Source organism: Mycobacterium barrassiae, assembly GCF_025822765.1.
Taxonomy (GTDB): Bacteria; Actinomycetota; Actinomycetes; order Mycobacteriales; family Mycobacteriaceae; genus Mycobacterium; species Mycobacterium barrassiae.
This window is the reverse complement of the sequence record NZ_JACKUK010000034.1, coordinates 81,263-103,630: the sequence shown is the minus strand read 5'-3', so window position 1 is coordinate 103,630 and position 22,368 is coordinate 81,263. Positions and strand designations below refer to the sequence as shown.

The window sequence follows — 22,368 nt, the reverse complement described above, 5'->3', positions numbered from 1 at the left end:
AAGCATGGGAATTCGCAAGTACAAGCCGACGACCCCGGGTCGTCGCGGTGCCAGCGTCTCCGATTTCGCCGAGATCACTCGCGACCATCCGGAGAAGTCGCTGGTTCGTCCGCTGCACGGCAAGGGCGGCCGCAACGCGCACGGTCGAATCACCACGCGTCACAAGGGCGGCGGGCACAAGCGCGCCTACCGCGTGATCGATTTCCGTCGCAACGACAAGGACGGCGTCAACGCCAAGGTCGCGCACATCGAGTACGACCCGAACCGCACCGCGAACATCGCACTGCTGCACTTCCTGGACGGCGAGAAGCGCTACATCATTGCGCCGCAGGGTCTGTCGCAGGGCGACATCGTGGAGTCCGGCGCCAACGCCGACATCAAGCCGGGCAACAACCTGCCGCTTCGCAACATCCCGGCGGGCACGCTGATCCACGCGGTGGAGCTGCGGCCCGGCGGTGGTGCCAAGCTGGCGCGTTCGGCCGGCGCGAGCATCCAGCTGCTGGGTAAGGAAGGCACCTACGCCTCGCTGCGTATGCCGTCCGGTGAGATCCGACGCGTCGACGTGCGCTGCCGCGCCACGGTCGGCGAGGTCGGCAACGCCGAGCAGGCGAACATCAACTGGGGCAAGGCCGGCCGGATGCGGTGGAAGGGCAAGCGCCCGACCGTCCGTGGTGTCGTGATGAACCCGGTCGACCACCCGCACGGCGGCGGCGAGGGCAAGACCTCCGGCGGCCGTCACCCGGTCAGCCCGTGGGGCAAGCCCGAGGGCCGTACCCGCAAGGCGAACAAGCCAAGCGACAAACTCATCGTCCGACGCCGGCGCACCGGCAAGAAGCATCACCGGTAGGAGCCAGTAAATGCCTCGCAGCCTCAAGAAGGGTCCGTTCGTCGACGACCACCTGCTCAAGAAGGTCGACGCACAGAACGAGAAGAACACCAAGCAGGTCATCAAGACCTGGTCGCGTCGATCGACGATCATCCCCGACTTCATCGGGCACACCTTCGCGGTGCATGACGGCCGCAAGCATGTCCCGGTGTTCGTCACCGAGGCGATGGTCGGACACAAGCTCGGCGAGTTCGCACCGACCCGCACGTTCAAGGGTCACATCAAGGACGACCGGAAGGCTAAGCGCCGGTAATGAGTACAACGACTGAATATCCGTCTGCGGTCGCGAAGGCGCGCTTCGTGCGCATCTCGCCGACCAAGGCGCGCCGGGTCATCGACCTGGTGCGCGGCAAGTCGGTGACCGAAGCACTGGACATCCTGCGGTGGGCGCCGCAGGCCGCCAGCGAGCCGGTCGCCAAGGTCATCGCCAGCGCCGCGGCCAATGCGCAGAACAACGAGGGGCTGGATCCGTCCACCCTCGTGGTCGCCACCGTCTACGCCGACGAGGGCCCGACCGCCAAGCGCATCCGTCCGCGCGCGCAGGGCCGTGCCTTCCGGATTCGCAAGCGCACGAGCCACATCACCGTGGTCGTGGAGAGCAGGCCCAGCCGCGAGGGTGGGCGCGGGCAGTCCGCCAGCACCACGCGTTCACGCCGTGCCCAGGCCAGCAAGGCCGCGGCGGCGAAGAAGGCTCCGGCCGCGGCAGCTGAGACGGCTGAAGCGCAGACCGTGACTGTGGAGACGGCGCCGGCCAAGAAGGCCGCCGCGAAGAAGACTCCGGCCAAGAAAGCCGCTGCGAAGGCGGATGCCGACCAGACCAAAGAAGCTTCTGACGAAGCGAAGGAGGGCTCAGAGTAGTGGGCCAGAAAATCAATCCCCACGGCTTCCGGCTCGGTATCACCACCGACTGGAAGTCCCGGTGGTATGCCGACAAGCAGTACAAGGACTACGTCAAGGAAGACGTGGCGATCCGTCGTCTGCTTGCCACCGGACTCGAGCGCGCCGGCATCGCCGACGTGGAGATCGAGCGCACCCGTGACCGCGTCCGTGTGGACATCCACACCGCGCGTCCGGGCATCGTGATCGGTCGCCGCGGCACCGAGGCCGACCGCATCCGCGCCGACCTGGAGAAGCTGACCGGCAAGCAGGTCCAGCTGAACATCCTCGAGGTGAAGAACCCCGAGTCTCAGGCTCAGTTGGTGGCCCAGGGCGTTGCCGAGCAGTTGAGCAACCGTGTCGCGTTCCGTCGCGCCATGCGTAAGGCCATCCAGTCCGCGATGCGCCAGCCCAACGTCAAAGGCATCCGGGTGCAGTGCTCGGGCCGCCTCGGCGGCGCCGAGATGAGCCGCTCGGAGTTCTACCGCGAGGGTCGCGTGCCGCTGCATACGCTGCGCGCCGACATCGATTACGGGCTTTACGAGGCCAAGACGACCTTCGGCCGCATCGGTGTGAAGGTCTGGATCTACAAAGGCGACATCGTCGGTGGTAAGCGTGAGCTGACCGCCGCGGTTCCGGCAGGCGCGGACCGTCCGCGTCGTGAGCGTCCGTCGGGCACCCGTCCGCGCCGCAGCGGCGCATCGGGCACCACCGCGACGAGCACCGAAGCCGGCCGTGCCGCCTCCGGCGGCGAAGCCGCACCGACCGCCACTGAGGGCGCTCCGGCAGCCGCCGAGGCGACCACAGGTACCGAGGCTGCTGCCGGTCAGGCCGCCGCAACGGAAACCCCATCGGAGAGCTGAACCATGTTGATTCCCCGCAAGGTCAAGCACCGCAAGCAACATCACCCGAGACAGCGCGGCATCGCCAGCGGTGGCACCTCGGTGAGCTTCGGTGACTACGGCATCCAGGCGCTGGAGCACGCGTACATCACCAACCGGCAGATCGAGTCCGCTCGTATCGCCATCAACCGGCACATCAAGCGTGGCGGCAAGGTGTGGATCAACATCTTCCCGGACCGTCCGCTGACCAAGAAGCCCGCCGAAACCCGCATGGGTTCCGGTAAGGGTTCGCCGGAGTGGTGGGTCGCCAACGTCAAGCCGGGCCGCGTGCTCTTCGAGCTCAGCTACCCCGACGAGAAGACCGCGCGCGAGGCGCTGACCCGCGCGATCCACAAGCTGCCGATCAAGGCACGCATTGTTACCCGAGAGGAGCACTTCTGATGGCTGTGGGAGTGACGCCGGGCGAACTGCGCGAGCTGACCGACGACGAGTTGAAGGACAAGCTGCGCGAGTCCAAGGAAGAGCTGTTCAATCTTCGCTTCCAGATGGCGACGGGACAGCTGGCAAACAACCGCCGGCTTCGTACGGTGCGCCAGGAAATCGCACGCGTGTACACCGTGCTACGTGAACGTGAATTGGGTCTGGCATCCGGGCCCGCAGGTGAGGATTCGTAATGGCAGAAACCAAGGGCCCCAAGCACACACCTCGCACCGAACAGCCGCGTGGCCGTCGCAAGACCGCCATCGGCTACGTCGTGAGCGACAAGATGCAGAAGACCATCGTCGTCGAACTGGAAGATCGTAAGAGCCACCCGCTCTACGGCAAGATCATCCGGACCACCAAGAAGGTGAAGGCGCACGACGAGAACGGCGACGCCGGTATCGGCGACAGGGTCTCCCTGATGGAGACGCGGCCGCTGTCTGCGACCAAGCGCTGGCGTCTCGTCGAGATTCTCGAAAAGGCGAAATAGGCCGGACCGCAAAAGGAAAGCCCCCGCACACACGGCGTGTCGGGGGTTTTTCGTATCCCGGGCGGCGGGGCCCTCGTTTGTCGATCGGGGCCCATGGCTATACCTTCGGCCATATGGGGGCTGCCCTTGCGCGTGTTCTGAAAAAGGCGACGCTCGTTTCCGCGAGCGCCGCTGTCGTTGCCGTCTTGACCGTCAATTTCGGTTCACCGCAGGTGAATGCGGCTCCTGGCGACGGGGGCGAGGTGGCGGATGCGCCGACGCTCAGCCTGACGTCGCTCGGCGTCGACGGTGACATCTCGCTGCACGGGCTGCAGGGCACACAGACGATCACCGTCCCGGTTCCGAAGGGTTTGACACCCGGCGCACTGACCGCCGACGTCGAACTGCCGCCGTATGTCCGAGGCGGGACCCTCATGGTCAGCCAGGAAGGGCGCACGCTGTCACGAATCGAGCTGCTGATGGCGGAGAGCACCCCGCTGTCGATTCCTCTGACAGGGGCGCGGGTCGTCGACGATTCCGTCACGTTCACGGTGCGCAGCCGATTGCTGCCCGAAGAGGGGGACTGCCTGTTCGACCCGACGGTTCCGCTTCAACTCGCCGATGCCGCAATCGACTACACGGGTAAGGAGGTGGCACCTACCAGGGTGTCGGACTTCCTTCCGCCGGTGCTGGAGAAGCTGACGATCTTCACCCCGCAGAAGCCCACCGCTGCGGAATCCGATGCAGCGGTGCAGCTGACCACCGCTGTCGTCAACCGGTACGGCAGACAGAACACCGACATCGACATCGCGGCCTTGGAGAATGACCGTCCGGTGCCCCCGTCGGCTCCGCTGGAACGCAACATCGTCATTCGTGAGGGGTCGGACGCCGCCCTTTCGCTGCAGAGCCACGACGGGGGAGTTCCCGCGCTGCAGATCAGCGGTTCGTCGGACGAGCTCACGAACCAGACGAGGCTGCTCAGCAGCGCGCTGTCCCAACTGGCACTGTCCTCCAAAGTGGTTGCAGGTCCGATCAACTCGTCACCCGCAGAGCAGATGAACCAGGTCAGCATCCGCGATCTCGGCCAACCCGAGCTGACTGCGACGGCGTTCGAGCCGCAGGTGGTCGTCTCGCTCGACCAGACCCGGATCGGACACCCCGTACGGGACGTGCGGGTGCACCTGACGGGTTCCTACACGCCGCTGCCCTCCACCGTCGGCGGACAGGTGGTGGTGGCTGTCGGCGGCAGGCAGATCGACCGGTGGACCGCCGACTCGAGCGGTCAGATCGACCGATCCGTCAGCGTGCCGCAGTCCGAACTACGGCGCAACACAAAGCTTTCCGTCACCGTCGATATCGCAGGCAACACCGGACAATGTGGCGAGTTCCAACCGGTGACGCTGACCGTCGATGGCGACACCACAGTGGACAGCAGCGTCGCGAATCCCCCCGACCCGCTCGGATTCCAGTCGGTTCCCCAGGCGCTGATGCCCAGGGTGCAGGTCGGCGTGGAACCCGAGTCGTTCGACGACACCGCCCGGGCGGTGTCGATCATGGCGGGACTGCAACGTCTCAGCGGTGCGCGACTCGACACCGAGGTGGTGCCCTTCTCGGCCGCCATCGACAGCGCGTCGCCCGCCGTGCTCATCTCCGCCGATGGCTGGAACGACGACAAAGTGGTTCCGCCGGTGCATAGTTCGGCTGACGGCGCCATCGAAGTCCAGCGCGTCGGGGGCGGTAGTCCAGCCAAGCTGACACTCGATCCGGCAACGCCGTTCGCGTCGCTTCAAGTCGGGCGCAGCGGGGACCGCACCGTCCTCTTCGCCACGTCGGAGGATGCACCGGACCAACTCGATTCGCTACTCGACTGGCTCGACGGCGATGTGCGTCGGTGGGCGGCGCTGGACGGGGCGGCGGTGATCTCTCTGCCGGGCAGCGATCCGGTCAGTATCGATACACAAGCCGCGGCGCCGGCGGACACCGCTGACGACGGCGGCTCGAACCCTGTCTGGTGGATCACCGCGGGCGTCGGTGTGGTCGTCGGGGCCAGCGTCGTCGCGCTGGCCGTCCACCGTAGGCGACGTGGCTGACTCAGGCCGCCTTCGATCTCACGCCCGCGCCAGCCCCGTCTCGTGATAGCTGCGATCCGTGTTCACCTGCCACGGATCGACTTTGGCACCGAAATACTTCGCCACACTCTGCATCGCGCTGAGCATCGCGTGGTCTTGGTTGTCGTAGTGGTGCATGCCATTACGACCGATGGGATGCAGCGTGGGATGGCGTAGCCGCAGGTAGTCCCGAATTCGGGCGACGTTGCGCTCCCGCATCGAGTCTTCGATCGGATATGCGTACTGCGAGCGCACAATCATGACGTGGTCGAGTGCGGTGTGGTCGAAGCCGAGCGCGCGGAGGTCTTGTTGGACTATGGCGCCGAGGCTTTCGTTGCTCGCCACCGCCAGATCTTCCCCTGGGAGGGTGAAGTACTCGAGTCCGAGATAGGTGCCGTTCCAGTTCTGCGGAGCGAGCGCGCTGGACCATCGACCGTAGTTCTGGATCCGGCCCACCCGAACGTCCTTGCCGGGGGTGTACACCCAGTTGTACGGAATGTCGTAGTGCTTCTGCAAAGCGACCGCGACCGTGATCAAGGAGCGGTGCCTCAGAGTCGCGGCGATCTCCCGAATATGTTGGGGCGGCAGAGGTTCCAGGTTGTCGATGAGCAGCCGTAACGGCATGGTCGAGAAGACGGCATCCCCAGAAGCGGTCTCACCGTTTTGAAGCTCCACCGTCCAGCCGCTGCCGCTTTGCCGAATGTGGGCGACGTTCGAGTTGAGGGAAGGGACGATTCCGAAGTCCGCCAGGGCCGCCGCCGCGGCTTCCCAGAGCTGGCCGGGCCCGCGCCGCGGGTATTGAAAGACATCGGGACTCGTGGAATTCGCCGCGTCCGGCCGGCGCCAGCTGATCGGCTTGATTCGTTGGTTCGCCCAGTCGCTTGCCAGATTGTCAGGGTTGGTGAGCCACGTCTTCCGGACATAGCCGTCGAAGAAGAGGCCGCACCAGTAATTCCCGAATTGCCTTGTGCCCCAATCCCGGAATGTCTCGGCGCGGTCGATGGAAGGTAATCCGTGCCGCAGTCTGGACCAGACGAAACTCCCGAGGCCCTGCATGCCGCGCGGAAGACCCATCTGCGTCAGGAGATCGCGTCCGACTAGGGGATACCGCACCGGATGGCCGTTCACGAGCATGGCGGAGCTACGAGGCACCGAGATCCACTCCTCGGCCGGAAGCAGAGACCGCCATAGCGCGGCGACTTCCTCGCTCTTGGTGAAGAAGCGGTGACCGCCTGGATCGACACGCCAGTCGCCATCGGTCGGGGTGCGTGCCAACCCGCCGACGGCCCCCGACGCCTCGAAGATGCGCGGTGTGACCCCGTTCTTCGCCAACTCCAGGGCCGCGGTGAGGCCGGCGGGGCCGGCGCCGATGATCACCGGGTTGCGCGTCGACTCCATGGCAGCCCTACCTGCCGCGAAGCTGGGGAAAGCGCCGATAGGCGGCGATGAGGTCGGCTATGTCCTGCTCGGTCAGATCGTTGAGCGGGGTCGGCAGAAACACCAGCTGGGCGTACTGGCTCTGCAGGGGCAGGAAGCCACTGAGTAGCTGCTCCGGTGTGCTCCTGATGATCAGGTCGACGTTTCCGATCTCCAGTGCATCGGTGATGTCACACCCCTCGCGAAGAGCGCGCTCGTGAGCGGTACGCAACTCGTGTTGCGCGTCGTATGCGGAGAGGATGTTGATCTGGAAGTCGCTGCCGGTCATCGCGGTTTCCAGATCTTCTGCAGCTGCAACGTACTTGTGCGGCAACAGATTCCGATTGCCGTGCAACCGCACCCGGCAGGCGGTGTGATCGAAGTGGTCGGGAATCAGCGTGGTGAGAAAGTGCAACGAGGCCGCGTACACCGCGTCCAACTCGGCCTTTGTCCGGGAGAGATTCGCTTGACTCAGGTTGTAGACCGTTGCGGTCTGCACGCCGTTGCGCTGCAGCGCCAACAGGATCTCGGTGACCTTTTCTGCGCCCCTGAGGTAGGCGTCGTCCAGCGTCGCGTCGTTGGCCTGCGCCCAACGCCGCAGACCGTCGGGAATCAACCCGACATGAGCTGGTTGGGAATCCACCGGTCACCCCCCTACAAACCCGTACACGCCCCCCAACGGCAAGTTCTCATGAAATATAACCCGACTTATTGTGATTTCGAAATTAAATGCAAAAAGTTCAGCAGCCATACCCCGAGGAATGTGACCTGCGGGAATGATGTGAATGGAGTTCCGCTGCCGAGCCGGATGACGGCGAGGATCAGTCCTCGGCGGATCGCAACACGGCAAGGACCGTGAGCAGCAGGATCTTGAAGTCCAGGAGCAGCGACCAGTTGTCGATGTAGTAGTTGTCCCACTCGGCGCGATCGGCGATCGAGGTCTGTCCCCGCAGGCCGTGAACTTGAGCCCAGCCGGTCATACCGGCCTTCACCCGGTGCCGCTGGCCGTAGCGGCGCACATGCATCTCGAACAGCTCGACGAATTCCGGCCGCTCGGGGCGAGGGCCCACCAGACTCATTTGGCCGCGCAGGACGTTGAACAATTGAGGCAGCTCATCCAGCGAGAACTTGCGCATGAACTTGCCGATCCACGTGCGCCGATCCTCGCCTTCCACGCCGCCCGGCGCCACCCCGGCCTGTGGTTCGAACTTGGCCGCGGCCGGAGCCGGGCGCATGGTGCGGAACTTCAGGCAGCCGAAGCCCTTGCCGTCGCGCCCGATCCGCTCCTGGCTGAAGAAGACCGGCCCTGGCGAACTCAGCTTGACCGCGAGGGCGAGGGCGATCAACAGCGGCGAGATGAGCACCAGCCCCAGCAGGGCAGCCGTCCGGTCGAACGCGTGCTTGACCGCAAACTGCCAACCCCTCGGATTGACTCTGGTCAGCACCATCAGAGGGACGCCGCCGAGATGCTCGATGCGGGTGCCGACGCCGACCGCGTCCATCAGTCGCGGAACCACCCGGACGCGGACGCCGAGCTCCTGTGCCAGCTGGGCCGTCCGCGCCAACTGTTCGTCGGGAAGCGACGACGGAGCGATGATGAGTTCCTCGGCGCGCGTCTGACGTACCGCGCTCTCGAGATTGCCGGTGGTGCCCAGGTAAGGCACTTCGAACGTATCCGTGTCGGACGGCCGCGCATCGTCCAGGACCCCCGCGGGCCACAAGCCGTAGTCGCGTACGTGACGCATCCGGTTGATGAGTTGATGCGCCACCGGGCCGGACCCGACGACCAGCGCCGGCCTCCCAACTCGCCACTTGCGCCGCAACCAGCGGTTCGCCAACGACCTGGCCAGGCGGACGCCGGGGATGAGAATCGCCGCGCACACCCAGATCCGCAATACCAGCTCGCTCGGGCTGACGCCGGGTACGACAACCTGTCCAACCTGCATCCGAGGAACGAGCAGCACGATGGCCGTCAAGGTTGCCAGTGCGGAAATCGCAATTGATGTTTCCACCGGTTCGAACTCGTCGAGAAATCCGTGGTTCAGCTTCTGCCGATACAGCGACCGCGTCGACAGAACGACAAGCACGATCGGCACGAACAGCCACGAATACAAACCGATGCTGCGCTCGTCCTCGAGTCCGCCCGGATAGGACAGATGAGCCAGCGCTACCGCCGTGGTGGCCGTTACCAGGTCGAGCGCCACAGTGACCACCGAGTACCCCGGATCGCGCCGAAAGACTTCAACCCAGTGCGGGGACGGCGGCACCACGGATGGAACGGGCACCGCCCGCAGGCGCGGAGTAGTCGGACGGCTACTTGGCGTCTGGGGCATAACCTTCGCGTCTAGCTGCATTTGTGAGGCTTTCCGGCGGTTCTGGCAAAGCGATCCTAGGGTGTTTTGTCACCCGCGGGAACGAAATGTGACGCATGTCAGCGCGTCGAAAATTTGAGTCCGCCAGCGGGCGATGGCTTTCGGGGTAGCTGCGCCGGAATTCGTAGTTGCGGTGTCTACGCGGTGGTGCGCCCGAAGATTCGGTCAGCGGCGAGGTGTGCCAAGTCGCTGAGGATCTGGATGTGACCGGTGCCCCATTGCCGCGGTTTGTCGTCGTATACACACAGCGTGCCGATGGCGTGGCCGTCACTACTCATCAGGGGGATGCCGAGGTATGCCGCGACGGCGCCGCTGCGCACCACCGGGTGCTTCATGAAAACCGGGTCGCTTCGGGCGTCTTCAAGCACCAGCGGATTGCCGTCGGCCACCGAGTATTGATCGATGGATTGGTTCAACGGGATGGAACGATCCGCGGGCTCGGACATATTGGCCATCCCGACGGTGCTCAAGAAGAAATGCCGGTCCGCAGCTATCAAGGTCAGTGCCGCCAACTTAACGTCCAACGCGTCGGCTGCGGCTCGGGTGATCCGGTCGAAGGCCTCCTCCCGAGGGCTGTCGAGCAACCCGGTGTCATCAAGGGCACGCAGCCGATCAGGGTCGGAGATGACAATCTCCACGTCCGGCATCGAGTCGGTCTGAAGCACGCCGGATTCGGAAAGATGATCGACGAGTGCCTTGAGAAGTATCGGATCGGTGCGTCGTACGTCGGCGACCATCTGTGATGCCACCGCGCGCGCGACATAGGTGTTGACGTCCTCGCCGGCGTTGCGCGCCAACTCTTCGAGCTTGCGGTTCAGCCACTCGTCAAACCGCTGAATGCTGGGCACCCAAGTGACGTTATCGACAAACCCGGAAGTTTGTATGCAAGTTGCCCGGCGAAGGTGGCTAGTCTCCGTTGTTCTTGTTTTCCCGCCACGCCCGCTCGAACGGTAACCGCCACGCGTTGGGTGCGATCAACTGGTGGATGGCGTTGGGGCCCCACGTGCCCTGCGGGTAGGGCTTCGCCGGCGGCGGGTCGGCGAGCAGCTGCTCCGAGCGCTCCCACAGCGACTCGATCCCCTCGGCGGTGGTGAAGAGCGTGTGATCGCCACGCATCGCATCCAGGATCAGACGCTCATAGGCCTCGAGCACGTCACCGACGGTGTCGATCTCCTGCGTCGAGAACTGCATCGACAGCTTGTCGAGCTTCATGCCCGGCCCCGGACGCTTGCCGTAGAACGACAGCGACACCTTGGAGTTGTCCGCCAGGTCGAAGGTCAGATGGTCGGGCCCTTGTGAGCCGACGCCGGACCCCGCCGGGAACATCGACCGCGGCGCCTCTTTGAACGCGATCGAAATGATGCGCATGCCTTCGGCCATCCGCTTGCCCGTGCGCAGGTAGATCGGAACCCCGGCCCACCGCCAGTTGTCGATGCCGACCTTCAGAGCGATGAAGGTCTCGGTATCGGAGTCCTTTGCCACACCTTCCAATTCGCGGTATCCGGCGAACTGGCCGCGCACCACGTCGGAACATCGGACCGGCAGCATGGACCGGAACACCTTGTTCTTCTCTTCGCTGATCGCGCGTGGCTCCAACGCCGTGGGTGGTTCCATCACGACGAACGCCATCACCTGGAAAAGGTGGGTGACCACCATGTCCTTGTACGCGCCGGTGCTCTCGTAGAAGTTGGCGCGCTGGTCCAGGCCCAGCGTTTCGGGGATGTCGATCTGGATGTGATCGATGAAGTTGCGGTTCCAGATCGGCTCGAACAGCCCGTTGGCGAACCGGAAGGCCAGGATGTTCTGCGCCGCCTCCTTGCCGAGGAAATGGTCGATGCGGAAGATCTGGCTTTCGTCGAACGTCTCGTGCACGAAGTTGTTCAGCTCGACGGCGCTGGCCAGATCGGTCCCGAACGGCTTCTCCATCACCACCCGGGAGCGGTCGACCAGATCGGCCTCCTTGAGCATCGTGATGACTGCGCGGGCCGCCTTCGGTGGCACTGACAGGTAGTGCAGCCGGCGCACGTCGGGGCCCAGCTTGGCTTCCGCGGCGGCGACGGCGGCCGCCAGCCCCTCGGGTCCCGCGCTCTGCGGTACGTAGGTGACGGTCTCGGCGAACCGCGTCCACTGTTGGCTGCTGAGTTTGTGGGTGCCGAACTCGTCGATGGCTTCCTTGGCCAGCTTGAGGAAGTCCTCGGTGGAGATGTCCTCCAGTGACGTGGCGACGATCTCGATGTGCGGGGCCAGTTCGGACTGATCGAGGTAGGCGAGGCCGGGAATCAGCTTGCGCCTGGCCAGATCACCCGTGGCGCCGAACAGCACGACCACGTGCGGATCCACCGCGTAGTCGTCGTCACGGCGGGGACGCGAGCCGGGGTGCGGGTAGGAGATGGTCTGCGGTTTGCTTGTCGCCACCTTCGGCATACTCCCACCGGGGCTGACTTCCTGCACGGCCTCAGGTATTGCCGCGCACCCGGGTGGCTACACCGTCGAGGAGCTGCCGCAGTCCAGAGTGGAAATCGGTCAGGTGATCACCGTCGGCGTCGAACGCCCCGGCCTCCAATGCCGACGCGAGCGCCGGGAATCGGCTGGCGTCGACGACTTGCCGTAGCAGAGCGGGGTAGCCGGGTCCTGCAACCTCCGCCGCTTCGACGCTCAGCGCGGCGGCGCCGCGAACGAAGTGCAGCACCGCCATCACCGCAGCGAGCTTGTCGCGCTCGGACAAACCCGTCGGAGCCAAGGTGGCCAGACCTGCGTCGAGCCAGGCCACCTGACCGGGGTCCGCGGGCGGGCCGGCCGCGGCGGCAGACAGAATCCAGGGGTGGCGGTGGTAGAGCTCCCACAGCCCGTCGGCCCAATCTGTAAGGGCGCCACGCCAATCCGCGGGATCGGAGGGTGCGGGCGGCGGGCTCGGCGCCGTCGACAGCATGAAGGTCACCAACTCGTCCTTGTTGGCGACGTGTCGATACAGCGACATCGTGCCGCAGCCGAGCCGCTCGGCCAGCCGTGCCATCGACAGCCCACCAAGACCGTGCGCATCGGCGAGTTCGACGGCCGCGGCGACGATGCGCTCGCGGCTCAACCCTGCCGAGCGTTTCGGCGCGCTCGACTCGTGCCACAAGATCTCCAGCGCGCGGGGTAGGGGATCGCTCATCGGCCGCCAGCATAAGCGATTGCAGGCGATCTGCGTATGCCGTACGCTAAATGCGTATGACATACGCAACAACGTCGCGTGCGGCATGGTTGACGCCGGCACTGGCCGTCATCGTCACTGCGTTCCTACTGTTCTCGTTGCCGCCGTACTTCACCGGCGGTACCAGGGTGCCCCCGACGTTCGCGTGGCACTATCCGCTGCTCGTCGCTCACGTGATGCTCGGCAGCGTCGCCATGATCTCGGCCGTCGCGCAGATCTGGCCGCGGCTTCGCGCCCGTCATCCCGCACTGCACCGCCGCACGGGGCGTGTGTACGTCGCCGCCGCGATCCCCGCCGCGGCATCGGCGATGGTGATCGGGGCCGCCACCCCGTTCGGTCCGCTACTCGCGGTCAGCAACGTGCTCTTGGGCGCGGTATGGCAGTGGTTCACGATCAACGGATTCGTCGCGGCGCGGCACCGGCGCTTCGCCGAGCACCGCAAGCACATGGTCCGCAGCGCGACGGTCGCACTGTCCACGATCACCAACCGAATTTGGACGCCCGTACTGTTCATTTCGCTGCAGCCCTTGCAGGACAGCGTCTTTGGCGGCGACGAGGAGCATTACCTGTGGTTCGTGGCAGGCCTGGGCGCGTGGCTGGGCTGGACAATTCCACTGGCCGCCGTGCAATGGTGGCTGACCCGAAAGCGCGCCGCGCCGCCGGCGTCGAATTCTCAGTCTGAACTCATATCGCCGGGGTAATCTCCACCGCGATCGTCGACCAAGCGGCGATCAGCGAACCGGGACAGGGCTGCCATGGCGACGGAATTCAACGGCAAGATCGAACTCGATATCCGCGATTCGGAACCGGACTGGGGCCCCTACGCTGCGCCCACCGCACCGGAGGGCGCCCCCAACGTCCTCTATCTCGTCTGGGACGACACCGGCATCGCCACCTGGGACTGCTTCGGCGGTCTGGTGGAGATGCCGACGATGAGCCGCATCGCCGAGCGTGGCGTCCGTCTGTCGCAGTTTCACACCACCGCACTGTGCTCACCGACGCGCGCGTCGTTGCTCACCGGACGCAACGCGACGACTGTCGGTATGGCGACCATCGAGGAGTTCACCGAAGGGTTCCCGGGCTGCAACGGACGCATCCCCGACGACACAGCACTGGTCTCGGAGGTCCTCGCGGAGAAGGGCTACAACACCTACTGCATCGGCAAGTGGCATCTGACCCCGCTGGAGGAATCCAATCTTGCGTCCACCAAGCGGCATTGGCCGCTGTCGCGGGGCTTCGAGCGGTTCTACGGTTTCCTGGGCGGCGAGACCGACCAGTGGTATCCCGAACTCGTCTACGACAACCATCCCGTCGCGCCGCCGGGGCTCCCGGAGGATGGCTATCACCTGTCGAAGGACCTCGCGGACAAGACAATCGAGTTCATCCGTGACGCCAAGGTGATCGCACCCGACAAGCCGTGGTTCTCCTACGTCTGCCCGGGGGCCGGCCATGCCCCGCACCACGTCTTCAAGGAGTGGGCCGACAAGTACTCCGGCAAGTTCGACATGGGCTACGAGCGCTATCGCGAGATCGTGCTGGAGAACCAGAAGCGCCTCGGTATCGTCCCGGCTGATACCGAGCTGTCGCCGGTCAACCCGTACTCGGATGTCAAGGGCCCCAACGGGGAACCGTGGCCCGACCAGGACACCGTGCGGCCGTGGGACTCGCTCGCGGACGACGAAAAGCGGTTGTTCTGCCGGATGGCCGAGGTGTTCGCAGGATTCTTGAGCTACACCGACGCCCAAATCGGGCGCATCCTGGACTATTTGGAGGAGTCCGGCCAACTCGACAACACCATCATCGTGGTCATCTCGGACAACGGTGCCAGCGGCGAGGGCGGTCCCAACGGCTCGGTCAACGAGGTCAAGTTCTTCAACGGCTACGTCGACACGGTGGAAGAAGGCCTGCGATTCATCGACAACCTGGGTGGGCCAGAGACCTACAACCACTATCCGATCGGCTGGGCGATGGCGTTCAACACGCCGTACAAGTTGTTCAAGCGCTACGCCTCACACGAGGGCGGTATCGCCGACACCGCGATCATCTCGTGGCCCGCGGGCCTCGCGGCGCACGGCGAGGTGCGCGACAACTACGTCAACGTCTGCGATATCACCCCGACGGTGTACGAAATGCTCGGCATCGAGCCGCCCGAGACCGTCAAGGGCATCGTCCAGAAACCTCTCGACGGCGTCAGCTTCAAAGCGGCCCTTGAAGATCCGAAGGCCGCAACCGGTAAGACGACGCAGTTCTACACAATGCTGGGAACGCGCGGCATCTGGCACGAGGGATGGTTCGCCAACACCGTGCACGCCGCATCGCCTGCGGGCTGGTCGCATTTCGACAAGGACCGATGGGAGCTGTTCCACATCGAAGCCGACCGCAGCCAGTGTCACGATCTGGCCGCCGAGCACCCGGACAAACTCGCCGAACTCCAGGCGCTCTGGTTCAGCGAGGCGCAGAAGTACAACGGGCTCCCGCTGGGCGACCTGACCATCTTCGAAACCATTGGCAGGGAGCGGCCTTACCTGACCGGGGCTCGCGAGTCCTACACCTACTACCCGGGCACCGCCGACGTCGGTATGGGCGCGGCCGTGGAGGTCAGTGGGCGGTCATTCGTGGTGATGGCAGAGGTGACCGTCGACAGCACCGGGGCAGAGGGCGTGTTGTTCAAGCACGGCGGTGGACACGGTGGACATGTGCTGTTCATCCAGGACGGGCGGCTGCACTACATCTACAATTTCCTCGGCGAAGAGGAGCAGGTGCTGTCCTCACCGGGACCCGTGCCGCTGGGCAAGCACACCTTCGGAGCCGCCTACACCCGCACCGGAACGGTCGAGGGCAGTCACACGCCACTGGGCGACGCGGCGCTGTACATCGACGACACCGAGGTGGCGTCACGCTCGGGCGTCAAGGTCCACCCCGGCACGTTCGGCCTCGCGGGAGCCACCCTCAGCGTCGGCCGCAACACCGGATCGCCGGTATCGCGGGCATATAAGGCACCGTTCGCGTTCACGGGTGGCACGATCACTCAGGTGAACGTCGATGTCTCCGGTGCACCGTACGTGGATCTGGAGCGTGAATTCGCGCGCGCTTTCGCGAAAGACTGAGCCGAGGGACTGATGAGAATTCGATCGGCGGCACTCGCCGCGCTGTGCCTGGTGATGGTGTCCGCGTGTGGCAAGACCAGCGAGGGTGCGCCGGTCACCGACGAGGCCGACCAGACCACCGCATCGACAACGACGACCACCGTCACCACGACAACGACGCGCGCGATTCCGACGCCGGAGGCCGACCTCACCGAACCCGGCATCCTGCCGACGACGCGCACCTCGGTGCCCGCGGGCGTGGTCAGTTGTGAGCTGACGGATCCTCCGGCGGATGAAGTGGCGACGGCGACGGTGGCTGATCCGGCGGCGCCGAAGATCACCGTGGCGCTTCCGCAAGGCTGGTCGACAGCGCCGGGCGAAGGGGATGTCGGCGCGAAACTCACCGGCCCGGACGGGATCTGGGCGACGGTCACGATCGCGAAGACGACACTCGATCCCGCGGCGGCGTTCAAGAAGTACGCCGACAACGCGATGGCGGCATCCGATGTCAGCAGCGTCAGCGTGCTGCCCGCCGAGCTGTGCGGGTTCAGCGGCCAGAAGCTCCTCGGCTCCTGGTCTGATGCGCCGGGCCAATCCGTGGAGTTCGGTGACCGCATCGCGCACATCTGGACGAATTCGGGTGACTATCTCGTGGTGGTGCACGTGCAGGGGCCCGCCAGTGCGGACTTCGACCCGTTCACCTCGCCACTGATGAACGATTTCTCCATCGAACTACCCTGAACCCATGCTCTCCGAGCTCGTCGAGCTGCCGGGCGGATCGTTTCGGATGGGCTCGACGCAGTTCTATCCGGAAGAGGCGCCCGCCCACACCGTGACCGTGGCGGCGATCGCCGTCGAACGCCACCCGGTGACCAACGCCCAGTTCGCCGAATTCGTCGACGCCACTGGATATCTCACCGTCGCCGAACAGCCGATCGACCCGGCTCTGTATCCCGGTGCGGCGCCGGCGGATCTGGTGCCGGGGGCGCTGGTTTTCAAACCGACGAGCGGACCGGTCGATTTGAGGGACTGGCGGCAGTGGTGGACGTGGGAACCGGGGGCCAACTGGCGGCGCCCGTTCGGCGCCGAGGGCTGGAACTTCGAGGAGCGCCTCGATCATCCGGTGGTGCAGATCGCGTATCCCGACGCGGCGGCGTACGCGCGGTGGGCGGGCCGCCGGCTGCCGACGGAAGCCGAGTGGGAGTACGCCGCTCGGGCGGGCGCCGCCACCACCTATCCATGGGGCGACGACGTCGCACCGGACGGCAAGCTGATGGCCAACACCTGGCAGGGCCGTTTTCCCTACCTGAACGAGGGGGCCCTGGGCTGGATCGGCACGTCGCCTGTCGGGACCTTCCCGGCCAACGCGTTCGGCCTGCTCGACATGATCGGCAACGTCTGGGAGTGGACGACCACGGAGTTCTCGGCACATCACCGCCTCGACGGCGGCAAAGGCTGCTGCACGCCCGGCCTGACGGCGAACCCCGCCGTGAACCAGACTCTCAAGGGCGGATCGCACCTGTGTGCGCCCGAGTACTGCCACCGGTACCGTCCCTCGGCGCGCTCGCCCCAGTCGCAGGACAGTGCGACCACCCACATCGGGTTCCGGTGTGTCGCTGATGTCTAGTGATGAAAGCTCAACGTCAGTCTGAGAGCGATGCTGTGTATATATAGCCTCGACGGCGCTCTCAGCGCGACATTGCGCTAGGTGACCAGCGGTGATTTGGTTCTGCGCAGGTCGTCACCTAGAATCAACGGGTTGCCTTGGGCAGACCTCGGCCGATCCGTTCGGATGGGCCCCGCGTGCCCTTCGGTGACAGCAAGACCGCGCACGTCAGGTCGGTATCTGCCGTGCACACATTAACCAGGTCGAGGAGTTCGAGTGATTCAGCAGGAATCGCGGCTGAAGGTCGCCGACAACACGGGTGCCAAGGAGATCTTGTGCATCCGCGTGCTCGGTGGCTCTGGCCGGCGCTACGCCGGCATCGGCGACATCATCGTGGCGACCGTCAAGGACGCCATCCCCGGCGGCAACGTCAAGCGCGGCGAGGTGGTCAAGGCCGTCATCGTGCGCACCGTGAAGGAGCGCCGCCGCGCCGACGGCAGCTACATCAAGTTCGACGAGAACGCCGCCGTCATCATCAAGGCCGACAACGACCCGCGCGGTACCCGCATCTTCGGGCCGGTCGGTCGTGAACTGCGCGAGAAGCGCTTCATGAAGATCGTTTCGCTTGCTCCGGAGGTGCTGTAGATGAAGGTCAAGAAGGGCGACACCGTCCTGGTCATCTCCGGGAAGGACAAGGGCGCCAAGGGCAAGGTGCTGCAGGCGTATCCGAGCAGGGACAAGGTCCTCGTCGAGGGCGTCAACCGGATCAAGAAGCACACCGCCATCTCGCGCAACGAGCGTGGCGCGCAGTCCGGCGGCATTGTCACGCAGGAGGCTGCCATCCACGTCAGCAACGTGATGGTCGTCGACTCCGACGGCAAGCCCACCCGCATCGCGTACCGCATTGACGAAGAGACCGGCAAGAAGGTCCGCATCGCCAAGACCAACGGCAAGGACATCTGACATGACCACCGCTGAGAAGACCCTCCCGCGCCTCAAGCAGCGCTACCGCGAGGAAATCAAGGACGCGTTGCAGAAGGAATTCGGCTACGCCAACGTCATGCAGATCCCCGGCGTGGTCAAGGTCGTCGTCAACATGGGTGTCGGTGACGCCGCCCGCGACGCCAAGCTGATCAACGGCGCGGTCAACGACCTCGCGCTGATCACCGGCCAGAAGCCCGAGATCCGCAAGGCCCGCAAGTCCATCGCGCAGTTCAAGCTGCGCGAGGGTATGCCGATCGGTGCGCGCGTGACGCTGCGCGGCGACCGGATGTGGGAGTTCCTCGACCGCCTGATCTCGATCGCGCTGCCGCGTATCCGCGACTTCCGCGGGTTGTCGCCGAAGCAGTTCGACGGGACCGGCAACTACACGTTCGGGCTTACCGAGCAGTCGGTGTTCCACGAGATCGATGTGGACTCCATCGACCGCCCCCGTGGCATGGACATCACCGTCGTCACCTCGGCGACCAACGACGACGAAGGACGAGCGCTGTTGCGGGCGCTGGGCTTTCCGTTCAAGGAGAACTGAACAGATGGCAAAGAAGGCTCTGGTCAACAAGGCCAATAAGAAGCCCAAGTTCAAGGTGCGCGCTTACACCCGGTGCAGCAAGTGCGGTCGCCCGCACGCGGTTTACCGCAAGTTCGGGCTCTGCCGCATCTGCCTACGCGAGATGGCACATGCCGGCGAACTGCCGGGTGTGCAGAAGTCCAGCTGGTAACAGCTCTACTACTACTGACCAAAAAGGTTGCGGTAGGCCATCGATGAACACGATGGAACCGCCGCGAGGAAGGTGAACCGGCTGTCATGACCATGACGGATCCGATCGCAGACTTCTTGACACGTCTGCGCAACGCCAATTCGGCGTACCACGATGAGGTGACGTTGCCGCACAGCAAGATCAAGGCGAACATCGCCGAGATCCTGAAGCGCGAGGGCTACATCGCCGACTACCGCACCGAGGATGCTCGGGTGGGCAAGTCGCTTGTGGTGCAACTGAAGTACGGCCCGAGCCGTGAACGCAGCATCGCGGGACTGCGCCGGGTGAGCAAGCCCGGTCTGCGGGTCTACGCGAAGTCCACCAATCTGCCGCGCGTGCTCGGCGGTCTTGGCGTGGCGATCATCTCCACGTCGTCCGGTCTGAGGACCGACCGTCAGGCAGCCCGAGAAGGCGTGGGCGGCGAAGTCCTCGCGTACGTGTGGTGAGGGGGAACTAGCTATGTCGCGAATTGGAAAGCAGCCGGTCCCGGTTCCCGCCGGGGTCGACGTGACGATCGACGGCCAGAACGTGTCGGTCAAGGGTCCCAAGGGAACTCTTGCCCTCGCGGTGGCCGAGCCGATCAAGGTGTCGCGTGACGACGACGGCGCCATCGTGGTGGCCAGGCCCGACGACGAGCGGCGCAGCCGTTCGTTGCACGGGTTGTCGCGGACGCTGGTCGCCAACCTCGTCACCGGGGTCACCGAGGGTTACACCATCAAGATGGAGATCTTCGGCGTCGGTTACCGCGTGGTGGCCAAGGGCAACAGCCTCGAGTTCGCCTTGGGCTACAGCCATCCGGTACTGATCAACGCTCCCGAGGGCGTCACGTTCGCCGTGGAGTCACCGACGAAGTTCTCGATCTCGGGCATCGACAAGCAGAAGGTCGGCCAGATCGCGGCCAACATCCGCCGCCTGCGCAAGAGCGATCCCTACAAGGGCAAGGGCATTCGCTACGAGGGTGAGCAGATCCGCCGCAAGGTCGGAAAGACAGGTAAGTAGATATGGCTACGAAGACTGAGGCGTCGGTGCGTAAGCCCGTTGGGCAGAACGTGTCCGAGACGCGGCGTGTCTCGCGACTGCGTCGGCACGCCCGACTGCGTAAGAAGATCGCCGGCACCGCCGAGGTGCCGCGTCTGGTGGTCCACCGTTCGTCACGGCACATCCACGTTCAGCTGGTGAATGATCTCAACGGCACCACCGTGGCGGCCGCATCGTCGATCGAGCCCGACGTGCGCGCGGTCGATGGCGACAAGAAGGCCCACAGTGTGCGGGTCGGTCAGCTGATCGCCGAGCGCGCCAAGGCCGCGGGCATCGAGGCGGTGGTGTTCGACCGCGGTGGCTACACCTACGGCGGACGCATCGCGGCACTGGCGGACGCGGCACGCGAAGGCGGGCTGAAGTTCTGATGACTGACTTCAATCATTTGGGAAGGACTGCATGATGGCCGAGCAGGCTGGCGCCGCTCCGGCGCAGGACAACCGCGGCGGCGGCCGGGGAGACCGCGACGGTCGTGGTCGTCGCGACGACCGCGGCGGCCGTGGTGGCCGCGACAGCGGCGACAAGAGCAACTACATCGAGCGCGTCGTCGCGATCAACCGTGTCTCCAAGGTGGTCAAGGGTGGCCGGCGGTTCAGCTTCACCGCACTGGTCATCGTCGGTGACGGCAAGGGCATGGTCGGTGTTGGCTACGGCAAGGCCAAAGAGGTCCCGGCCGCCATCGCCAAGGGTGTCGAGGAAGCGCGTAAGGGCTTTTTCCGCGTCCCGCTGATCGGTGGGACGATCACCCACCCGGTGCAGGGCGAGGCCGCTGCAGGCGTCGTGATGCTGCGCCCGGCCAGCCCCGGTACCGGTGTGATCGCCGGTGGCGCTGCTCGCGCGGTGCTGGAATGCGCGGGCGTGCACGACATCCTGGCCAAGTCGCTGGGCAGCGACAACGCGATCAACGTGGTGCATGCCACCGTGGCCGCGCTCAAGCTGCTTCAGCGTCCGGAAGAGGTGGCGGCCCGGCGTGGGCTGTCCATCGAGGACGTGGCGCCGGCAGGCATGCTGCGGGCGCGGCGGGAAGCCGAGGCGCTGGCCGCGTCGGCTGCGCGTGAAGGAACGGCGTAACCATGGCAGAGCTCAAGATCACCCAGGTGCGCAGCACGATCGGTGCGCGCTGGAAGCAACGCGAAAGCCTGCGGACCCTCGGACTGCGTAAGATCCGGCAGTCGGTGGTCCGTGAGGACAACGCGCAGACCCGTGGACTCATCAAGGCCGTCCACCATCTCGTGGAAGTAGAAGAGGTCTGAGGATGACTATCAAACTGCACGACCTGCGCCCGGCGCCCGGGTCCAAGACCGCGAAGACCCGGGTGGGCCGCGGCGAGGGCTCGAAGGGCAAGACCGCCGGCCGCGGTACGAAGGGCACCAAGGCACGCAAGAACGTCCCCGCGATGTTCGAGGGTGGTCAGATGCCCATCCACATGCGGTTGCCGAAGCTCAAGGGCTTCCGTAACCGGTTCCGCACCGAGTACGAGGTCGTCAACGTCGGCGACATCAACAAGCTGTTCCCCAAGGGCGGCGACGTCGGTGTCGACGAGCTGGTGGCGTCGGGTGCGGTGCGCAAGAACTCGTTGGTGAAGGTGCTCGGCGACGGCAAGCTCACCGTCAAGGTCAACGTCTCCGCGCACAAGTTCAGCGGGAGCGCACGCGAGAAAATCACCGCCGCGGGCGGATCCGCAACCGAGCTGTAGTTCCAGTTGTACGCATGAGCCCCTGCCGATACGGTAGGGGCTCTTGTGTAATGAAGCTGGTAACACGATCACTCGTCGGTGCGATCAATATCGCGGGGGACGCGGGGGACGCGGGGGCCGAAACTGCAGGAGTTGAGATGACCACTCTCCGTCGCGCCGTCACCATCGTGATGGTCGCCGCCGGTCTCGCGGTGTTCGGCGCCGCGACTGCGCAGGCGCAGGATGCCGACGAGCAATTCGAGAAGGCGGTCAACTCCCTCGGCATCACCTCGGGTGATGAAACCGACCTCGCGGCGTTGGGGCGCAATGTGTGCAACACGCTGGCCCTGGAGATGGCGCGCAACCCGAATCCGGCACCGCTGGTGCGCAACATCGTCGCCTCGCTGCAGAACGCCAACCTCAGTCGTGCGCAGGCAGTTGGCTTCATGCGGGTTTCGGTGGCCGTCTACTGCCCGCAGTTCACGAAGATCATGCCGGGCTGACTCACCGGCGCAGAGTCAACGAGCAGCCGCAATGACGGACCCCGGTCGTCTCCGAAGCCGT

29 protein-coding genes are annotated in these 22,368 nt (G+C 65.2%); 23 read left to right on the top strand and 6 right to left on the bottom strand.

All coding sequences use genetic code 11. The features are described from left to right. The first annotated feature begins 4 nt into the window (after positions 1–4). From rplB to H7J93_RS23035, 8 genes are all read left to right on the top strand, one after another. Positions 5–847: a 50S ribosomal protein L2 gene (gene rplB / locus H7J93_RS23070; protein WP_267308613.1), complete on the top strand. Its 843-nt coding sequence runs from the start codon at positions 5–7 to the stop codon at positions 845–847. Positions 848–857: 10 nt separating this feature from the next. Then, the gene (gene rpsS, locus H7J93_RS23065) at positions 858–1,139 is read left to right on the top strand and encodes a 30S ribosomal protein S19 (RefSeq protein WP_007167837.1); all 282 of its coding nucleotides are present in this window, start codon (positions 858–860) and stop codon (positions 1,137–1,139) included. Beyond that, positions 1,139–1,744, top strand: a complete 606-nt coding sequence (gene rplV, locus H7J93_RS23060; RefSeq protein ID WP_267308612.1) for a 50S ribosomal protein L22 — start codon at positions 1,139–1,141, stop codon at positions 1,742–1,744. Before rpsS ends, rplV begins: the two co-directional genes overlap by 1 nt. After that, positions 1,744–2,625, top strand: a complete 882-nt coding sequence (gene rpsC, locus H7J93_RS23055; protein WP_267308611.1) for a 30S ribosomal protein S3 — start codon at positions 1,744–1,746, stop codon at positions 2,623–2,625. The genes rplV and rpsC overlap by 1 nt, the downstream gene beginning before the upstream one ends. 3 nt (positions 2,626–2,628) lie before the next feature. Further along, the gene (rplP, locus tag H7J93_RS23050) at positions 2,629–3,045 is read left to right on the top strand and encodes a 50S ribosomal protein L16 (RefSeq protein ID WP_006245113.1); all 417 of its coding nucleotides are present in this window, start codon (positions 2,629–2,631) and stop codon (positions 3,043–3,045) included. After that, the gene (gene rpmC, locus H7J93_RS23045; protein WP_267308610.1) at positions 3,045–3,278 is read left to right on the top strand and encodes a 50S ribosomal protein L29; all 234 of its coding nucleotides are present in this window, start codon (positions 3,045–3,047) and stop codon (positions 3,276–3,278) included. Before rplP ends, rpmC begins: the two co-directional genes overlap by 1 nt. Further along, on the top strand, positions 3,278–3,574 hold the full coding sequence (gene rpsQ, locus H7J93_RS23040; RefSeq protein WP_267308609.1) for a 30S ribosomal protein S17: 297 nt from the start codon (positions 3,278–3,280) through the stop codon (positions 3,572–3,574). The genes rpmC and rpsQ overlap by 1 nt, the downstream gene beginning before the upstream one ends. A 113-nt stretch (positions 3,575–3,687) precedes the next feature. After that, positions 3,688–5,643 carry a hypothetical protein gene (locus H7J93_RS23035; protein ID WP_267308608.1) on the top strand — a complete coding sequence of 652 codons (1,956 nt, stop codon included), beginning with the start codon at positions 3,688–3,690 and terminating at the stop codon, positions 5,641–5,643. 18 nt (positions 5,644–5,661) lie between these two features. Here the strand turns inward: H7J93_RS23035 and H7J93_RS23030 are convergent, their stop codons facing one another. The 6 genes from H7J93_RS23030 to H7J93_RS23005 form a co-directional block, all read right to left on the bottom strand. Beyond that, positions 5,662–7,059, bottom strand: a complete 1,398-nt coding sequence (locus tag H7J93_RS23030) for an NAD(P)/FAD-dependent oxidoreductase (RefSeq protein ID WP_267308607.1) — start codon at positions 7,057–7,059, stop codon at positions 5,662–5,664. A 7-nt stretch (positions 7,060–7,066) separates the two neighbouring features. Beyond that, entirely contained in the window at positions 7,067–7,720 is a 654-nt protein-coding gene (locus H7J93_RS23025; protein ID WP_267308606.1) for an undecaprenyl diphosphate synthase family protein, read from the bottom strand. Positions 7,721–7,898: 178 nt separating this feature from the next. Continuing rightward, the gene (locus H7J93_RS23020; RefSeq protein ID WP_372508008.1) at positions 7,899–9,431 is read right to left on the bottom strand and encodes a sugar transferase; all 1,533 of its coding nucleotides are present in this window, start codon (positions 9,429–9,431) and stop codon (positions 7,899–7,901) included. Between the two features lie 155 nt (positions 9,432–9,586). Then, entirely contained in the window at positions 9,587–10,297 is a 711-nt protein-coding gene (locus H7J93_RS23015; protein WP_308204945.1) for a GAF domain-containing protein, read from the bottom strand. 58 nt (positions 10,298–10,355) lie between these two features. Beyond that, on the bottom strand, positions 10,356–11,864 hold the full coding sequence (zwf, locus tag H7J93_RS23010; protein ID WP_267308604.1) for a glucose-6-phosphate dehydrogenase: 1,509 nt from the start codon (positions 11,862–11,864) through the stop codon (positions 10,356–10,358). A gap of 40 nt (positions 11,865–11,904) precedes the next feature. After that, positions 11,905–12,603: a TetR/AcrR family transcriptional regulator gene (locus H7J93_RS23005; protein ID WP_267308603.1), complete on the bottom strand. Its 699-nt coding sequence runs from the start codon at positions 12,601–12,603 to the stop codon at positions 11,905–11,907. 56 nt (positions 12,604–12,659) lie between these two features. On the opposite strand from H7J93_RS23005, the gene H7J93_RS23000 reads away from it, so the two are divergent. From H7J93_RS23000 to H7J93_RS22930, 15 genes are all read left to right on the top strand, one after another. Next, positions 12,660–13,343 (top strand): DUF2306 domain-containing protein, encoded by a 684-nt coding sequence (locus tag H7J93_RS23000; protein WP_267308602.1) that lies wholly within the window; start codon positions 12,660–12,662, stop codon positions 13,341–13,343. Between the two features lie 54 nt (positions 13,344–13,397). Continuing rightward, positions 13,398–15,749 carry an arylsulfatase gene (locus H7J93_RS22995; RefSeq protein WP_267308601.1) on the top strand — a complete coding sequence of 784 codons (2,352 nt, stop codon included), beginning with the start codon at positions 13,398–13,400 and terminating at the stop codon, positions 15,747–15,749. A 12-nt stretch (positions 15,750–15,761) separates the two neighbouring features. Beyond that, entirely contained in the window at positions 15,762–16,469 is a 708-nt protein-coding gene (locus H7J93_RS22990) for a hypothetical protein (protein WP_267308600.1), read from the top strand. 4 nt (positions 16,470–16,473) lie between these two features. Next, positions 16,474–17,355, top strand: coding sequence for a formylglycine-generating enzyme family protein (locus H7J93_RS22985; RefSeq protein WP_267308599.1), 882 nt, complete (start codon positions 16,474–16,476; stop codon positions 17,353–17,355). A 255-nt stretch (positions 17,356–17,610) separates the two neighbouring features. Continuing rightward, complete coding sequence (gene rplN, locus H7J93_RS22980) at positions 17,611–17,979, top strand: 50S ribosomal protein L14 (protein WP_083124662.1); 369 nt, start codon at positions 17,611–17,613, stop codon at positions 17,977–17,979. Continuing rightward, positions 17,980–18,297 carry a 50S ribosomal protein L24 gene (gene rplX / locus H7J93_RS22975; RefSeq protein ID WP_083156013.1) on the top strand — a complete coding sequence of 106 codons (318 nt, stop codon included), beginning with the start codon at positions 17,980–17,982 and terminating at the stop codon, positions 18,295–18,297. A 1-nt stretch (position 18,298) separates the two neighbouring features. Beyond that, a complete protein-coding gene (gene rplE, locus H7J93_RS22970; RefSeq protein ID WP_083156011.1) occupies positions 18,299–18,862 on the top strand; it encodes a 50S ribosomal protein L5 in 564 nt (187 codons plus the stop codon). 4 nt (positions 18,863–18,866) lie between these two features. Beyond that, the gene (locus H7J93_RS22965; RefSeq protein WP_067804051.1) at positions 18,867–19,052 is read left to right on the top strand and encodes a type Z 30S ribosomal protein S14; all 186 of its coding nucleotides are present in this window, start codon (positions 18,867–18,869) and stop codon (positions 19,050–19,052) included. Positions 19,053–19,138: 86 nt separating this feature from the next. Then, the gene (gene rpsH, locus H7J93_RS22960) at positions 19,139–19,537 is read left to right on the top strand and encodes a 30S ribosomal protein S8 (RefSeq protein WP_267308598.1); all 399 of its coding nucleotides are present in this window, start codon (positions 19,139–19,141) and stop codon (positions 19,535–19,537) included. A gap of 13 nt (positions 19,538–19,550) precedes the next feature. Then, a complete protein-coding gene (gene rplF, locus H7J93_RS22955) occupies positions 19,551–20,090 on the top strand; it encodes a 50S ribosomal protein L6 (RefSeq protein WP_267308597.1) in 540 nt (179 codons plus the stop codon). Positions 20,091–20,092: 2 nt separating this feature from the next. Then, positions 20,093–20,497, top strand: a complete 405-nt coding sequence (gene rplR, locus H7J93_RS22950; protein WP_267308596.1) for a 50S ribosomal protein L18 — start codon at positions 20,093–20,095, stop codon at positions 20,495–20,497. 34 nt (positions 20,498–20,531) lie between these two features. Beyond that, a complete protein-coding gene (gene rpsE / locus H7J93_RS22945) occupies positions 20,532–21,200 on the top strand; it encodes a 30S ribosomal protein S5 (protein ID WP_179967927.1) in 669 nt (222 codons plus the stop codon). Positions 21,201–21,202: 2 nt separating this feature from the next. After that, a complete protein-coding gene (rpmD, locus tag H7J93_RS22940) occupies positions 21,203–21,382 on the top strand; it encodes a 50S ribosomal protein L30 (protein WP_083156001.1) in 180 nt (59 codons plus the stop codon). 2 nt (positions 21,383–21,384) lie between these two features. After that, a complete protein-coding gene (gene rplO / locus H7J93_RS22935) occupies positions 21,385–21,825 on the top strand; it encodes a 50S ribosomal protein L15 (protein ID WP_267308595.1) in 441 nt (146 codons plus the stop codon). Between the two features lie 137 nt (positions 21,826–21,962). Beyond that, positions 21,963–22,307 carry a DUF732 domain-containing protein gene (locus H7J93_RS22930; protein WP_267308594.1) on the top strand — a complete coding sequence of 115 codons (345 nt, stop codon included), beginning with the start codon at positions 21,963–21,965 and terminating at the stop codon, positions 22,305–22,307. The last annotated feature ends 61 nt before the right edge of the window (positions 22,308–22,368 follow it).